Origin of the sequence: Anaerofustis sp. NSJ-163 (assembly GCF_024135845.1) — a bacterium.
GTDB classification, from domain to species: domain Bacteria; phylum Bacillota; class Clostridia; order Eubacteriales; family Anaerofustaceae; genus Anaerofustis; species Anaerofustis butyriciformans.
In genome coordinates, this window is record NZ_JAMYJV010000002.1 from 47,348 (window position 1) to 63,988 (window position 16,641).

17 protein-coding genes are annotated in these 16,641 nt (G+C 29.0%); 11 read left to right on the top strand and 6 right to left on the bottom strand.

What is annotated here, in order from left to right; translation table 11 throughout:
- Positions 1-31 precede the first annotated feature (31 nt).
- Positions 32-883, top strand: a complete 852-nt coding sequence (locus tag M6G78_RS02475) for an aldo/keto reductase (protein ID WP_253229527.1) — start codon at positions 32-34, stop codon at positions 881-883.
- A 32-nt stretch (positions 884-915) separates the two neighbouring features.
- Here M6G78_RS02475 and M6G78_RS02480 read toward each other — a convergent pair whose 3' ends face one another.
- Entirely contained in the window at positions 916-1,749 is an 834-nt protein-coding gene (locus tag M6G78_RS02480) for a peptidoglycan-binding protein (RefSeq protein ID WP_253229528.1), read from the bottom strand.
- A gap of 93 nt (positions 1,750-1,842) precedes the next feature.
- Here M6G78_RS02480 and pyrR point away from each other — a divergent pair, with 93 nt between their 5' ends.
- From pyrR to M6G78_RS02495, 3 genes are read left to right on the top strand one after another with little or no spacing between them, the layout of a single operon-like run.
- Entirely contained in the window at positions 1,843-2,346 is a 504-nt protein-coding gene (gene pyrR / locus M6G78_RS02485) for a bifunctional pyr operon transcriptional regulator/uracil phosphoribosyltransferase PyrR (RefSeq protein ID WP_138269462.1), read from the top strand.
- Positions 2,347-2,355: 9 nt separating this feature from the next.
- A complete protein-coding gene (gene whiA, locus M6G78_RS02490; RefSeq protein WP_253229529.1) occupies positions 2,356-3,294 on the top strand; it encodes a DNA-binding protein WhiA in 939 nt (312 codons plus the stop codon).
- A 15-nt stretch (positions 3,295-3,309) separates the two neighbouring features.
- Positions 3,310-4,482, top strand: a complete 1,173-nt coding sequence (locus tag M6G78_RS02495; RefSeq protein ID WP_253229530.1) for an HD domain-containing protein — start codon at positions 3,310-3,312, stop codon at positions 4,480-4,482.
- A 31-nt stretch (positions 4,483-4,513) separates the two neighbouring features.
- On the opposite strand, the gene M6G78_RS02500 is transcribed toward M6G78_RS02495, so the two are convergent.
- The 4 genes from M6G78_RS02500 to M6G78_RS02515 are packed head-to-tail and all read right to left on the bottom strand — an operon-like array spanning position 4,514 to position 8,242.
- Entirely contained in the window at positions 4,514-5,377 is an 864-nt protein-coding gene (locus M6G78_RS02500; RefSeq protein WP_253229531.1) for a nitroreductase family protein, read from the bottom strand.
- On the bottom strand, positions 5,367-6,101 hold the full coding sequence (locus tag M6G78_RS02505) for an ABC transporter ATP-binding protein (RefSeq protein ID WP_138269466.1): 735 nt from the start codon (positions 6,099-6,101) through the stop codon (positions 5,367-5,369). Before M6G78_RS02505 ends, M6G78_RS02500 begins: the two co-directional genes overlap by 11 nt.
- Before the next feature lie 3 nt (positions 6,102-6,104).
- The gene (locus M6G78_RS02510) at positions 6,105-7,634 is read right to left on the bottom strand and encodes a glycine betaine ABC transporter substrate-binding protein (RefSeq protein WP_138269467.1); all 1,530 of its coding nucleotides are present in this window, start codon (positions 7,632-7,634) and stop codon (positions 6,105-6,107) included.
- Positions 7,635-7,636: 2 nt separating this feature from the next.
- Entirely contained in the window at positions 7,637-8,242 is a 606-nt protein-coding gene (locus M6G78_RS02515; protein ID WP_253229532.1) for a 4Fe-4S binding protein, read from the bottom strand.
- A gap of 157 nt (positions 8,243-8,399) precedes the next feature.
- Here M6G78_RS02515 and M6G78_RS02520 point away from each other — a divergent pair, with 157 nt between their 5' ends.
- The 3 genes from M6G78_RS02520 to M6G78_RS02530 all read left to right on the top strand — a co-directional run bounded on the left by M6G78_RS02520 (position 8,400) and on the right by M6G78_RS02530 (position 11,688).
- The gene (locus M6G78_RS02520; protein WP_138269469.1) at positions 8,400-8,720 is read left to right on the top strand and encodes a helix-turn-helix domain-containing protein; all 321 of its coding nucleotides are present in this window, start codon (positions 8,400-8,402) and stop codon (positions 8,718-8,720) included.
- A gap of 69 nt (positions 8,721-8,789) precedes the next feature.
- Positions 8,790-9,884 (top strand): redox-regulated ATPase YchF, encoded by a 1,095-nt coding sequence (gene ychF, locus M6G78_RS02525; protein WP_138269470.1) that lies wholly within the window; start codon positions 8,790-8,792, stop codon positions 9,882-9,884.
- Positions 9,885-9,987: 103 nt separating this feature from the next.
- Positions 9,988-11,688 carry a B12-binding domain-containing radical SAM protein gene (locus M6G78_RS02530; RefSeq protein ID WP_253229533.1) on the top strand — a complete coding sequence of 567 codons (1,701 nt, stop codon included), beginning with the start codon at positions 9,988-9,990 and terminating at the stop codon, positions 11,686-11,688.
- A gap of 24 nt (positions 11,689-11,712) precedes the next feature.
- On the opposite strand, the gene M6G78_RS02535 is transcribed toward M6G78_RS02530, so the two are convergent.
- A complete protein-coding gene (locus M6G78_RS02535; protein WP_253229534.1) occupies positions 11,713-12,144 on the bottom strand; it encodes a hypothetical protein in 432 nt (143 codons plus the stop codon).
- A 112-nt stretch (positions 12,145-12,256) separates the two neighbouring features.
- Between M6G78_RS02535 and M6G78_RS02540 the strand changes: the two genes are divergently transcribed.
- From M6G78_RS02540 to M6G78_RS02555, 4 genes are read left to right on the top strand one after another with little or no spacing between them, the layout of a single operon-like run.
- Positions 12,257-14,470, top strand: coding sequence for an ATP-dependent RecD-like DNA helicase (locus tag M6G78_RS02540; protein ID WP_138269204.1), 2,214 nt, complete (start codon positions 12,257-12,259; stop codon positions 14,468-14,470).
- Positions 14,471-14,482: 12 nt separating this feature from the next.
- Positions 14,483-15,223, top strand: a complete 741-nt coding sequence (locus tag M6G78_RS02545) for a ComF family protein (protein ID WP_138269205.1) — start codon at positions 14,483-14,485, stop codon at positions 15,221-15,223.
- A 23-nt stretch (positions 15,224-15,246) separates the two neighbouring features.
- Positions 15,247-15,993 carry a ComF family protein gene (locus M6G78_RS02550; protein ID WP_138269206.1) on the top strand — a complete coding sequence of 249 codons (747 nt, stop codon included), beginning with the start codon at positions 15,247-15,249 and terminating at the stop codon, positions 15,991-15,993.
- 18 nt (positions 15,994-16,011) lie between these two features.
- On the top strand, positions 16,012-16,533 hold the full coding sequence (locus M6G78_RS02555) for an HPF/RaiA family ribosome-associated protein (RefSeq protein ID WP_138269207.1): 522 nt from the start codon (positions 16,012-16,014) through the stop codon (positions 16,531-16,533).
- Positions 16,534-16,641: the final 108 nt, after the last annotated feature.

A 16,641-nucleotide genomic window follows, 5' to 3' on the forward strand; every position in this document is an offset into this window, starting at 1 on the left:
GTAAATTTAAAATACAGAAAGAGGTGTTAAAATGAACAAATTAACCGACACATTCAAATTAAACAATGGAATAGACATTCCATGTATAGGGTACGGAACATTCCAAACACCCGATGGGAAAAGCGTTGAAGACGGCGTAAAAGAAGCTTTAAAAATAGGATACAGACATATCGATACGGCTTATTTTTACCAAAACGAAAAAGGTGTTGGAAAGGCAATAAGAGAAAGCGGAATAAAAAGAGAAGACATTTTCGTAACCAGCAAATTATGGAACAGCGACAGAGGATACGAAAGTGCAAAAGCCGCATTTGAAAAGACTATGGATAATTTAGGACTTGAATATCTTGATTTATTTTTAATCCACTGGCCTGCAATAAAAAAACAATTTGATAATGCTGAAGAAATAAATGCTGAAACATGGAAAGCATTTGAAGAAATATATGAAACAGGAAGAGTTAAAGCTATAGGGCTTAGCAACTTCCTACCTCATCATATAGATGAACTTATGAAAACTGCAAAAATCAAACCAATGGTAAACCAAATAGAATTCCATCCTGGTTTTGCTCAAATTGAAACAGCAAAATACTGTATAGAAAATGATATAGTAGTAGAAGCTTGGTCACCACTTGGGAGAAAAGAAGTTTTAGAAAATGAAACACTTGTAGAACTTGCAAAGAAATACAATAAATCAACAGCTCAAATTTGTATAAGATGGGTTCTTCAACATAATATTCTTCCTCTTCCAAAATCAGTTACACCAAGCAGAATACTTGAAAATAGTCAAGTTTTTGATTTTAAAATAAGTGAAGATGATATGAAAACAATAGATAATATACCTTGCTGCGGAGGACAATGTGCAAATCCTGATGACGTAGATTTTTAAATAAAAAACAGACAGTTTAAACTGTCTGTTTTTTAATTTTCAGCATCTAAAGACTTAGCTGTATCTTCATCTATATTACCGCTTACTGTAAGACCTTTGTCAGTTTGGTATTGTTTTACAGCAGCAGTTGTATTTTTATCATAAGTACCGCTTGCAGTTCCATCCAAATAGCCAAGTCTTATTAAAATTTCTTGATAAGATTTTATTATCGTTCCTTTATGTCCTTGTTTATAAGTTAAAGACTCACTATCCAAACTCTTTCTCGTTTGAGCATCCATTGTTCCCGTTTGAGAAAGTCCTTTTGCTTTTTGATATTCTTCACAAGCAACTTTTGTTTCGGCAGTAAAGTTAGCATTAGGCTGGTTTTCCAAATATCCTAAATAATATAAAATATAATTATATTTTTCTATATCAGAACTGGATTTTCCTGATTTATATTCATAAACCTCATTATCAAGAGATTTCATAGTGTTTTTATCGAAAGTACCGGTTTCACTTAAACCTCTGCTTTTTTGATATTCAATAACTGCATTTTTTGTTGTTCCATCAAAAGTATCACTTGGAGAATCAGAAAGGAAGTCTAAATAGTATAAAATTAATTTATAACTTAATACTTCTTCTCCGCTATCCCCTTCCTTATATGTGGTTGAATAATCTTTTTGAGAACTAATCAAATCGCTGTCATCAGTTATGTTTCCAGTAAGATAATCGTCTAAATTTCCGGCAAAAGCATAATATATTGTTTTTGTATTTATATCAACAGAAAAAGAATCTTTTAAATAGTTATCACTGAAAAACGATGCCGTCAATAATATAAAAAACAAAAATGCTACTAAATATATAAAAAATGATTTTATTCTCTTCATTAAATTACCTCTATATTTGGACAATTTTTTATAAATATGCTACAATTATAACATAATGTAGACTTAAAACAAAATATTTTATTGGAGAAAAACATGAAAATTTTAATGACCAATAACGATATAAACAGAAGCATAAAAAGAATATCTTATGAAATAATTGAAAGAAATCATGGCGTTGAAGATACTGTAATAGTAGGGGTAAAACAAGGAGGCGTTTCTCTTGCGAAAATGATTGCTAATCACTTAAGCAGTATGGAGGATACTATTGTTCCGGTTACTTTTGCGGATATAACTCCATTTAGAGACGATGTAAAAAAAGAAGATAGTAAAATTGAAGATATAGGTATAAACATAAATGATAAATTGGTTATATTAGTTGATGATGTTTTATATACAGGTCGCTCTATAAGAGCTGCCCTTGAATATGTGTTTCATTTTGGAAGACCTAAAAAAATACAGCTTGCAATTTTAGTAGACAGAGGACATAGACAACTACCGATAAGAGCCGACTTCGTAGGTAAGAACATTCCTACATCAACATCAGAAAATGTAAATGTAGTAATTGATAACGAAAATTCATTTGTAGAAATAAACTAAGGAGAAAAAATGAGCTTTTGCAGCGATATAAAAAATAACTTAAGCCATATTAATTTAAACAACCTTTACGAAAAAGAATGTGAAATATATGGATATTTACACTGTATAAGTTTCCTTTCCCTAAAAGGAAGAGGACAATTCAATTTGATATTTGAAACCGAAAACCCTTCTGTCACAAGAAGGATTTTTACTCTAATTAAAGACGTTTTTTCCATAAACCTTGAAATAGCGGCAAAAAAAAATAATCTTAGAAAAGGACATTATTTATATAACTTGATTGTAATAAACAGCAAAGACTCAATGAATATCCTAGACTATTTTAACATTATTGATTTCAGCTCGGGATTTGAAGTAAATAGTACAATAAAACAAGATATACTTCCAACTTTAAGCGAAATAAGACATTATCTTCGTGCAGTTTTTCTATCATGCGGTTATGTCAGCGATCCAAAGAAAAAAGGATATCAAATCGAATTTGTATTTAATAAATTTCAGTATGCAAAAAACTTTATAGAGTTACTAAAAACTATAAATATTAATCTAAAATTTATAAAGAGAAAAGAATCATATGTGGTATATACAAAAGATTCCAACACCATTACAGAACTACTTGGAAATATAGGAGCACATAACGCCGTTTTGGAAATAGAAAGCACAAAAGTAATAAAAGAAATGAGAAACAACGTAAACAGAAGATTAAACTGCGAAACGGCAAATATGGATAAAACAATAAATACAGCACTTAAACAAATTAATGCAATAAACAAAATTAAAGAAAAATACGGCATGGACTATCTTGATGAACCACTTATATCATTGGCAAAAATGAGACTTAACAACCCTCAAGCATCTTTAAATGAACTATCTAATATGTTTGACCCTCCGATAAGCCGTTCAACAATTAATAATTGGTTCAAAAAAATACTAAAAATCGCCGATACAATTTAACATAGGAGGAGAAAAATGAACTTATATACAGACGAATTGGAATTTTTTAATAAAGAACTTCTTATTGAACATTTTACAAAAAAGAAAATAAATCCTCTTTCAAAGCAACAAGCCATAAAATACTTAAATAACGTAGAAGCAAGTTATAGACAACGACTTAATAAAATAAAAGAATGTGATTTTTCTAATAAAGAACTAATTTTAAAACAACTTCTTGAACAATTAAGCCAATTTGAAAGAGATTATGAAGTTTATGGTGAAAATATATATAAAGAATATGAGACAGAAAAATTTGAACAAATATGGTTTTATTCTAAAATTTTAGAAGAACTTAAAGAATTAAATGAAAATATAAATACAAAAGATTTATTTATTAAATGCAATAATAAATTTTTTGCCTTATTTGTAAACTTCTACTTTTATACAAAAGAAAATAAAATTTATGCAGATTCAATTCTTGGAACATCTTCAATAAACATACACGATACTACATGGAAAAAAGAAATCGGAGTAGAAATAAAAGAATACGAATTAAAAGAAAATGACGATTATTATATTGAAATCTCCAAAGCAGAAGCAGAAGTATTGGAAGACTTCTTCATGAAAGACATAAATTTAATTTATTCACAAAACATAAAAAAAGCACTTGATTATGCAATTTTTTATTTTACCGGGAAGAAAAGAAAAATACTAAACAAACCTTATCTTTCCCACGCCTTGGAAACAATGCTCATTGCATCGTCTTTAACAAGCGATGAAAATATATTGATATCAGCACTTCTTCACGGAGTGGTAAAAAATTCCGACTCAAACATAATAGAAATAAAAAAATATTTTGGAATGAACATAGCGGAAAAAATACTTTTCATGACGAATATGGAAGAAAATTTCAACAACGAAAAAGACTGGAGCGAAGGAAAGAAAAATATTTTATATAAACTCGACAGTGCAAATATAGAAATAAAAATACTTGTTTTATCAAACGAACTTTCAAAACTTCGTGAAATAGATAAAGATTTTGAAACATATAAAGATAAGGTATGGAGTTATTTCAACGAGCCTGACAAAAATAAACATAAATGGTATCACGAAGAGGTTCTTGAAAGATTATATCCTTTAAGATTAAGTGGTGCTTATGACGAATATAAAGAACTAATATACAAAAATTTAACCAATATATATAATTAAGAAGGACAAAGTAGTCCTTCTTTTTATTTATTTAAATTTTAAATTTTAATTTTTTTATTTTATTTTCATTAAATTTATCGACGCCTCTTTTATATTTTATTTTTGGATATCCAAATCCGATAATCATGGCAATATAATGATTATCGGGAATTCCTAACATCGATTTTTCTTTTGGCATTAAATCAAGAACATCCAAAGGATAAGTCATCATAATACTGCCCAATCCCCTTGAAGAACACAATAAATCAAAATACACACACGCAATATTCACATCCTGAATGTAGCAACCTTCTCCCACAGGCGCATGAGGAATACATAAATTCGGAGCCGAACAAAACAACATATCAGGGCGTACGATTTTCTCCCACTCTTTCAACTGTTCATAAGATTTTTTATCATATCCATTTGCATATATTCCCTTATTTGCAAGCTTTTCCATTTTGGAATAAACAATATCGTGAAAATATTTAACTTGTTCTTTATCGTCAATAACCGTATATTCGACAAGTCCCTTATTCCCTCCGTTAGGTGCGTTTTGTACCGTTTTTAATATATCATCTAAAACCCTTTTATCAACGTCTTTATTCAAATATTGTCTGTGTGACCTTCTGTTTTTTATCAAAGCATCCAAAATTTGAGGAAGGTTTTCACTCTCAGGAGGAGTCACACATTCTTCTGGAGATTTTCCGAGAACACTTATCGCAGATTTCGGACAAACAGCCATACAATGCTGACATTTCCAACAACCGTCCCACCCGAAACAATCGATATCTTTAATAATAACGTCTTTATTCTCGTTAAATTTAAGAAGCTGCCCCGGACATACTTTTATGCATTTCCCGCATGCAATACACTTATCTTTATCAAAACAAAACTTTGCCAAATTATTTTTCATTACCGTTTACCAACCTTTTTACAAAATCACTTGAAGGAGAATTTATAATTTCTTCTTTTGTTCCTATTTGCTCTATTCTGCCTTTATTCATAACCAAAATTCTGCTTGCAAGTTTAAAGGCTTCTCTTACGTCATGAGTTATAAATACTATCGTAATTCCCGTTTGCTCGTATATTCTTCTTATCTCATCCTGAAGCCTGCTTCTTGTTATTTCATCGACGGCACTGAAAGGTTCATCCATTAAAAGAATATCCGGACTTGCTGCCAAAGCTCTTGCAATGCTTACTCTTTGTGCTTCCCCTCCTGAAAGTTCATCGGGATATCTGTACATCAATTCTTTATCAAGACCGACTATTTTCATCCATTTATTAACCGCTTTTTCCGTCTTCGTTTTATCTTTTCGATTTAATAATCTCGGTACGTAAGATATATTTTTTAAAACGTTCATGTTGGGAAACAATACACTACCCTGAACCGCATAACCGATATTTCTTCTTAAACTTATTTTGTCGACATCTTTATTATTTTTACCGTTTACCATAACGTCTCCCAAATCGGGATCGATAAGACCATTAATCATTTTGAGCATAGTACTTTTTCCGCTCCCGGAAGTACCGATTACGGTTAAAAACTCCCCTTTGTATATATCCAAATTAAAATCGTCTAAAACGACATTTTCGTTATAACTTTTCTTTACACCTTTAAATTCTATTATTTTTTCCATGTGCTAATCCTCCAACAACCCTTTTTCGACTAAAAATTCATGCGCTACGGTTTTTGGGTCTTTTCCGTTCTCTTCAACTTCATAATTCATTTTTGCCATTTGTTTATCACTCAAAATATTTTCAAGTTTTTTAAATACGTCGTTAAGCTGTGGGTATCTATCCAAAACGTCGTTTCTTACCACCATCTGACACATTGCGGAAGAAAAGAACTCTTTATCGTCCTGAAGAACTACCAAATTACTGTTGCTCAATTGTCCGTCGGTAGTAAAAACATCCATTACATCTACTTTTTTCTCGTCTATTGCTTTATATTTAAGTCCTATATCCAAATCCATCGTATCTTTAAACTTAAAACCATACTCTGCACAAAGTGCATCATAACCGTCTACTCTTTCAAAAAAATCATATTCTGCGGCAAACGTCAATTCATTTGATACACTTGCCAAATCGGAATAAGTTTTTAAATTATATTTTTCGGCTATGTCTTTTCTTACCGCAATGGCAAAAGTATCGTTAAACCCAAACGAACAAGTCCATGAAAAATCATATTTTTCATTATATTCATCATTTAATTTTTCAAACATATCTTCATTGTAAAAGCCATCATGCCCCAGTACCATATTCCATCCGGTGGAAGTATACTCAGGATACATATCAAATTCTCCACTTTCCATTCCCGGCATTATATTTGAAGTACCTCCTCCCACTCCCTGAGTAAGATTTACATTCAAGTCAGTATCGTTTTCTATAACTTCTTTCAACATTTCGCTTATTATATATTGTTCAGTCATCGGCTTGGATGCTATGTTTATCGTTTTATTTCCAAATGAATCCAGCACAAAAGAAAATACAAAAATAATCAATACGACAATACATCCGGCAATTACAATCTTATTTTTCTTTTTGTTTTGTCTTTTCCTCTTCAAAATACCCTTTTCGATTATTCCCAAAACAAAATCTACCATAATTGCCAAAACAGCTATAAGAAGACTACCGATTAGAGTCATGGCAGTATTATTTGTGGTTATTCCTCTGTAAATGCTGACACCGAGACCTCCTGCACCTATAAAGGAAGCAATACCGGCAAGAGCTATTGTCATCGTAGCCATATTTCTCAATCCAGAAATGATTACGGGCATTGCAATCGGCAGTTTTATTTTATATAATATCTGAAAATTCGTACTTCCCATTCCTTTTGCGGTTTCTATAAACTTTTCGTCTATATTTGTTATTCCAGTGTATGTATTTCTAACCATAGGCAAAAGAGCATATATGCTTAAAGCAATAACCGCGGTAACGTTTCCTATTCCGGACAGGGGAATCAAAAATCCCAACAATGATATGGAAGGAATGGTATATATAAAATTCACTAAACTCAAAACAAATTTAGAGCTTTTTTGATATTCGCTTATAAAAATTCCGAGTATTAATCCGACAACCAAAGCGATTATGATAGCCGTTAAAGAAATTTTTATATGATCAAGCAGCAGCCCCATAAAAAATTCTTTTCTTTCAAAAAACAAACTTAACATTTTTACAACCTTTCTATTGCTTTAACGGGACAGTTTTCATAGCAATACCCGCACCTTAAACAATTTTTACTTATTATTTCAAAATCTTCGTTTTTTTTAATTGACGACTGAGGACACAATCTGAAACATTTACCACATTGTATGCATTTGTCGGTTATAATATATCCCTCGGGTTTTGTCTTTTCTCCTCCAAGAGAATATGTTTTTCTTACAATCGAATGTTTGGATAAATCAAAAGTGTGAACTATTCCTTTTTCAATACAGAAAGCTTCCAATATATATCTGCTTTGTCCAGGATAAACATCATTCATAGTCGGATTATTTTCGAATACCTTGTCTATCCAATATTTTTGATTTTCCGTTTTAAATGCCTTCCCTTCCAACGTTATGGACATATAATCTTTAGTAAGTGCCGTAACCGAAACATTATTGTTATTCATAATTTCTCTGTAAAAATCTTTCCCTCTTGCTGTAACAAAATATACTTTTTCATTTTCCACAAGCATAATGTCAATCACTCTGCTTTTGGGAACACCGTTAAAGTCAACGCTTGAAAAAACAACATCTTTAATATTTCTTAATTTTGATAATATTTCTCTAACATCCATTTTATTTCTATACTCCTTTTTTATTAAATTATTGACAACCTCAGGTTTTAGTTTATAATATTATCAAAGATATATTTTGTAAAGTAGGCACAATTATGTAACTTAAGTATATAAAAGTAACTATAATGATTATAAAAAGATTACAAGGAGGAAAGAAATGCGAAAAAATTTACCGGAATGCCCGGTCGAAACAACACTTTTATTAATAAGTAACAAATGGAAGGTCTTGATTTTAAGGGATTTGATGAACGAAACAAAACGATTCGGAGAATTGAAAAAATCAATAGGAGCAATATCGCAAAAAGTTTTGACTTCAAACTTAAGAGAAATGGAAAATGACGGACTGGTAAACAGAACGGTATATGCTCAGGTTCCCCCAAAAGTTGAATATTCTCTTACACAAACGGGAAAAAGTTTAAAACCAGTAATTGATTCAATGATTGTTTGGGGAAATGAATACAAGAAACAATATAATTAAACAACTTCCCCTTTACTAAACAAAAATTATATTATATACTTTATAAAGATTATTATTAAGGAGAAAAAAATGAAAATAGGATTAGTAGGACTACCAAATGTAGGTAAAAGTACATTATTCAATGCACTTACAAAAGCAAATGCAGGAGCAGAAAACTATCCTTTTTGCACAATAGAACCAAATGTAGGAGTTGTTAATGTTCCTGATGAAAGAATAGATAATTTAAGTAAACTTTATGACACATTAAAAACTGTATATGCAACAGTTGAATTCGTGGATATTGCCGGACTTGTAAAAAATGCCGGAAAAGGCGAAGGACTTGGAAACCAATTTTTATCAAACATTAGAAACGTACATGCAATACTTCAAGTAGTAAGATGTTTTGATGACGGCAACATTACTCATGTAGACGGAAGCATCGATCCTGTAAGAGATGCAGAAACAATAAACTATGAGCTAATCTTTTCTGACCTTGAGCTAATTGATAAAAGAATTGCGACAGTACAAAAAGCAGCAAAAAGCGGAAGAAAAGAAGAAAAATTCATGCTTGCAACTCTTGATAAAGCAAAGAAGCTTTTAGAAGAAGGAAAATTTATTAATTTAGATGATTTTGACGAAAATGAAAGCGAATATTTAAAAAGCCAAGATTTACTTACAACAAAACCTATTATGTATGTGGCAAACGTAAGTGAAGATGATTTACTTGAAGATAATGATTATGTAAAAGCATTAAAAGAATATGTAAAAGAAGTAAATCCAAATATCGAAGTAATAAAAGTTTGTGCAAAAATCGAAGCAGAACTTAGCGAGCTTGAAGATGATGAAAAAAACATGTTCCTTGAAGAACTTGGAATTAAAGAATCAGGACTTGACCAAATCATAAAAGAAGGATATAAACTTCTTGATTTAATAACATTCTTAACTGCAGGTAAACAAGAAGTAAAAGGATGGCAAATTAAAAAAGGTACAAAAGCACCGGGCGCAGCAGGAAAAATCCACTCAGATTTTGAAAGAGGATTCATTAGAGCTGAAGTAACAAAATATGATAAACTTATGGAAGCAGGAAGCGATGTTAAAGCAAAAGAACTTGCTTATACAAGAATCGAAGGAAAAGATTATGTTGTTGAAGATGGTGATGTAATATTCTTTAGATTCAACGTTTAAAAAGAATTAAAAAGAACCTTATCGGTTCTTTTTTTATATTTATATTTGAAATAATAAAACAAAATAATATACTATATATATCTACATAAAAAGGAGAAAAAATATGAAAACAACTTTGGTTGGAATTAACAGCGCATATACGCATACAAATCTTGCAATATATTATTTATTCAATAACTCTATACCAAAAGGTATTGATGCAGAAATAAAACAGTACAACATAAACATGCCAAAAGAAAATGTTTTGGATGACTTATTCTCTCAAAAAAGCGATATTTATATTTTCTCCTGCTATATATGGAATATAGAATATATTTTACACATTGCCTCTTCCCTAAAAAAAATTACAGATGCAATAATCATATTCGGTGGAAGTGAAGTAAGTTTTAATGCAAAAGATTATTTTGACAAATATGATTTCATAGACTATATTGTCGCCGGAGAAGGAGAAGAAATAACTTTAAAGCTGTTAAGCAAATTACAAAAAAACGAAGAAGTAAACATTCAAAACGTATTTGATAAAAGTTCAAAAGATTATACATATATAAAACAACATATAAATTTTAATGATGTAATATTCCCATATAAAAATGTGGATATGAAAGAATTTGAAAATAAGATTATTTATTACGAAAGTCAAAGAGGATGTCCTTATAATTGCAGTTATTGCCTCTCAGAGCTTGACAAAAGATTGAGATTTCGCGACTTAAAAAAAGTAAAAGAGGAAATAATGTTTTTTATAAAAAACGACATTCCCCTTGTTAAGTTTATCGACAGAACTTTTAATGCTGACAATAAAAGAGCTAAGGAAATAATTAGATTTATTTTAGACAATAGTAAACACACTAAATTCCATTTTGAAGTATGTGCAAATTTACTTGATGATGAAATAATAGAACTTTTCCAAAGTGCGCCAAACGATATGTTTCAGTTAGAGGTAGGACTACAATCCATAAATGAAAATACAATAAAAGAAATCAACAGAACAACAAACACAGAAAAAATAGGTCAAAACGTAACAAAACTTTTAAAAAACGACAATGTCCATATTCACCTTGACTTAATTTCAGGACTTCCTTATGAAGATATTGAATCATTCAAAAAAAGTTTTGATTATGCGTATAATCTAAAACCTCATATGTTGCAGCTTGGATTTTTAAAGGTTCTTCACGGAACAATGATGGAAAAATCAAAAGATAAATATGATTTAAAATATAATAACTTTACACCTTACGAAATATTATCAAATAAATGGATGGATTATAGTGATCTTTCAAAATTGAAAGATATAGAGTTTTTAGTTGACAAATACTATAATTCAAATAACTTTTATAATACTCTTGAATATTTTGTAGATAAAATCGCTAAAACTCCGTATGATTTTTTTGAAAAATTATCAATATACTTTTCAAAAAACGAGCTATATAAAAGAAGTCTTTCAAAAGAAGATTTATATGAACATTTATATTATTTCTTAAAACCTTTTGATGATAATTTGGCTAAAAATTTAATAAGCTTTGACTATTTATCTTATATGAAAATCAGAAAACCAAATAAATATTTTATAGAAGATATTGAAACAGTAAATAAAGAAAAGATATTTGAAATTATTAAAAAAGAAGAATTTAAAAATAAATACTTAAAAGAATATTCAACCCTATCAACAAAAGAAATATATAAGAAGATTAATATATTAAAATTCTTCATAAATCCAGTAACAAAAGAAAAAAAAGAAACTTATATTTTATTTAAAAACATAAAAGAAGATAAAGTTAGAATGGGATATAAATTTTATATAATATAAAAGATGACATAAAATGTCATCTTTTTAATTTATATCATTTAAATATTCCACTACATCATTTGGAACTTCAAAACACATTACACAATCTACTGATTTAAATTTGACAATATTATCACTATCAGAAACCAAAATATTTATTTTGTATTTTTTGTTGGTTAAGACATAGTTATAAGAAAAGTTATTTTTCTCGTTTTCTTTCCCCTTATACATTGCATCATTTTCGTAAACTTTCCAGTCATCAATATCAAGTTTATCTATAAATTCTATTATATCCTTTTTACCAGATATTGTTTTTACTTTATCATTTGTTTTAATATCAATAATATGGATATCTTCTATACTATAAAGAACTTCTTTATAGTCAATTACATTTGCACTTGATGAATCAATATTAAAAGAATAACAAAGGATAATTATAAACACCAAAACAAAAAACAAACTAATTATTTTTTTCATATCTTTCCCTCTATCAATGTATATTTTAATAATACCATAATATTAAATTTTTCAATAGACTTTATTTCTTTTTTAATTTAATATGATATAATTTTTTATAACGAGGTATGAAATGAGCGATAAAATAAGAGGAAAAATAGACAGGATAATTTATCATAATCCCGATAATTTATACACAATAGCTGATGTAGATTGTAACGGTATACTTGTAACCATAGTAGGTTATTTTGAAAATATTAAACCAGGGCTTGATATTGAAGCAAGCGGAGAATATACAAACCACATTAAATACGGAGAACAATTTAAAGTCGAAAGTATAGAAATCATAATACCAACTGATACAGACTCAATATATAATTATCTTGCAAGTGGAATGTTAAATGGAATCGGACCTAAAAAAGCAAAAGATATCGTAGAACATTTTGGTGAAGAAACCATGGATATATTGGAAAATGACCCTATTCGATTATGCGAAGTAAAAGGAATCGGAAAGAAAACAGCATTAATTGTAGGAATAGAATATAAAAATCAGTCAAATATGCGTGATGTAATAATGAAGCTTGCAAAATACAATATAAAACCAAACTATGCAAGAAAGCTTTATAGTGAGTACAAATCAGATACTTTAGCTATAATACAAACAAATCCGTATGCTCTTATTGACGATGTTTACGGAATAGGCTTTAAAAGAGCAGATCAAATAGCAATGAGTGTGGGGATAGAACTTGAAAGCCCTTACAGAGTTATAAGCGGAATAAAATATGTTTTAAACAATTGTTATCAAGATGGAAATACATATATTTTAAAAGATGATTTAGAAGAAAAAACAGCCAGAATGCTCGGAGTCGATAAGGATATAGTAGATCATCATTTAAAAACACTATTTCTCGACGACAGCGTAATAATGGAAACAATAGATAACGAAGAAAGATGTTTTATAAAGCAGCTTTATGAAAGTGAATGCGAATGTGCAAAAAATCTTATGTACATAAACAGCTTTGAAGATATAAATAAACAAGAAATTGACTTTGATAGATTGATTGAAGGCTATGAAAAAAACAATAAGATTAAATTAGATAAAAACCAGATTGAAGCTGTAAAAACTTCTATAACTTCAAAAATTTCAATCATTACAGGTGGACCCGGAACAGGAAAAACAACAATAATTAATGCTATTATTTATATACTTGGAAGTATTGGGAAAAAATATACTTTAACTGCCCCAACAGGAAGAGCAGCAAAAAGAATGAGTGAATCCACCAAAAGTGAAGCAAAAACAATACATAGACTTCTTGAATATGAATACACACCACAGGAAGAACATTTTTTATCCTTTGGTAAAAACGAAGATAATCAAATAGACAGTGATTATATAATAATCGACGAAATGAGCATGGTTGACATAACGGTTTTTGATGCTTTCTTAAAAGCAGTAAAACCCAAGACATCTCTGCTTTTTGTGGGAGATATAGACCAGCTTCCATCAGTAGGCGCCGGAAACGTACTTGCAGATTTAATAAACTGCGATATATTCCCTGTAATAAAATTAAACACAATTTATAGACAAGATAAAGAAAGTCTTATCGTAACCAATGCACATAGAATAAACAAAGGACAGCTTCCTGTATTAAACAAAGAAGCAAAAGATTTTTATTTTATTAATACAATATCTCAAGAAAAAATTAAAAGAAATATATTAAATATAATATACAACTATAAAAATACACCTTTGAAAAATTATGATTTGTTAAAAGATTTTCAAATCATATCCCCTCTAAAAAAAGGACTTGCAGGAGTTAACGAACTTAATAAATCCGTCCAACAATTATTAAATCCGGAACATAAAGAAAAAAACGAATTAAATTTTGGACTTACCCTTTTTAGAGAAAATGACAGAGTAATGCAGATAAAAAACAATTACCAAATGAAATGGACAGATATTAACACTCTTAAAAAAGGTGAAGGTGTCTTTAACGGAGATATGGGAATAATCAAAAAAATAGATAAAGAGAAACAAACTCTTGAAATAGTATTTGATGAAGAAAAGAGAGTAACATATCAAAAAGATCAAATAGATGAACTAACACTATCTTATGCTATAACGGTACACAAAAGTCAAGGAAGCGAATTTAAGGCAGTAATAATTCCTATTTTCGGAGGATACAGCGGATTTTTAAACAGAAATTTACTTTATACGGCAATTACAAGAGCAAAAGAAATGGTGATATTAATCGGAGAAGTAAATGCACTTAAAAGCATGATTAAAAGTGCTTATAAAAATAAAAGAAAAACAATGTTAAAAGAAAGACTCAACGAATATTTATAAAAGGAATTTTAAATGGATATTTTAAATATTTTAAAAGAATCTTATAATAGATTTTTTTATCCTAAAACACCAAAATGCAGCGTATGCAATAGAATATTTTTAAACGAAAATAAAATATTCTGCGAAAAATGCAATAATAAAATTGAATGGATAAAAGGAAAAAGATGTGAAATTTGTTCGAGAGAACTCTCCCCTATTTCATATTCAAATTTATGTAAAAGCTGCGAAGAAGAAGACAATTATTTTACGCAAGGCTTTTCAATATGGAATTATGATAAATATTCAAAAAGAATAATAAAAAAAATTAAATATGGAGGGTGCGAAGGTCTTTGCTTAGAACTTGGAAACCTATTATATGAAAAAACAGATGAAGTGGATTTTCTATATGAAATAGACTTTATTATTCCAACTCCATCAGACAAAGAACGATTTAAACAAAGAGGATATAATCAAGCAAAGCTTATTGCAAAAGGCTTTTCAGAAAGTTCAAATATTCCAATGAAATCAAATATTGTAGTTAAGTCAAAAGCAACAAAAGATCAAATTGGTTTAAATGAAAAACAAAGAAAAGAAAATTTAAAAGGAGCTTTTGAAGTAACAAACAAAGATGAAATAAAAGATAAAAACATATTAATAATTGATGATGTTTTAACAACTTCATCTACAATAAACGAGATAAGTAAAGTACTAAAAGAAAACAAAGCAAAAAACGTTTATTTTCTAACCGTTTGTTCCAAAAAAAATATCAATTAAAACAATTAAAAAGTAGAAAATTTATGAAAACGTGTTATAATGTTAATATACTAATAAAAGAAACAATAAAAAAGTTTTTTTATCCAAACAATACAAAATGTTGTATTTGCGGTAAAATACTATTAAAAGAAGACAATATATATTGCATATACTGTAATGATAAATTAGAGTGGATTAAAGATAACAACAGATGCGAAAAATGCTCTAAAAAAATATATGAAAAAGGAATTTGTAGTAATTGCAAAAACGAAAATTATTCTTTTAAAAAAGGATATAGTTTATGGAATTACGGAAAATATTCAAAAAAAATAATAAGTAAAATTAAGAACGAAAAACATAAAGGTTTGTGCATTAGTCTTGGTAATATTTTATATGAAAAAACCAAGCACTTAGATTTTTTAAAAGAAGTAGATTTGATACTACCTGTGCCAATTCACACATCAAAATTAAAAAAACGTGGTTTTAATCAAGCTTATCTTATTGCAAAAGGCTTTAAAGACAATACAGATAAAGAGTTAAGGGATGATATAATTATAAAAACATTATCTACAAAAGAACAAAAAAATCTAAGTAAAACCAAGCGCAAAACAAATTTATGGGGTGCTTTTAAAATAAAGAAAGAAAATGAAATAAAAAACAAGAAAATTCTAATAGTTGATGACGTTTTTACAACAGGAAGCACCATAAATTTGTTAAGTGAAATATTATTATCAGCAGGTGCAAAAGAAGTTTATTTTTTAACTCTTGCAACCACTGAAAGCATTAATTAAAGAAACGAGGTAAAGATCATGAGAACTGACATTAAATTTAAAAATTATAATGGTGATTATGCTTTAATTGAAAAAGAAGCGGAAAAGAAGCTTGACAGATTAAGCAAATATTTCCCTAAAGATCCTAAAGCAATCATTATGATTAGCGAAGTAAGAGGCCTTGTTACAACTGAAATCACACTTACAGTTGATTCAACATTTTTAAGAGTTGAAGTATCAGACAGAGACGTTAGAAACGGAATTGATAAAGCCATTGAAAAACTTGAAGCTCAAATAAAGAAAAACAAAGATAAACTTAAAAAGAAATTAACGGACTCAATAAGATATGAAGAAGAGGAGGAAGAAATCGAACAAGATAATTCAAAGATCGTTAGAAGCAAAAAATTTGCAATAAAACCTATGCTTCCAGAAGAAGCAGCATTGCAAATGGAATTACTTGATCATGTATTTTTTGTATTCCTAAATGCAACAACTGATTCCGTTAATGTAATATATAAAAGAAAAGACGGTCAATATGGCTTAATAGAGCCTGAATTTTAGACTAAATTGTTAAAAACTATTGAATTTTCATTAAAAAAAATGTTAAAATGTAGTGTCTACGGTTTTACCCTTAGACACTACTATAATATTGTATGAAATATAAACGTT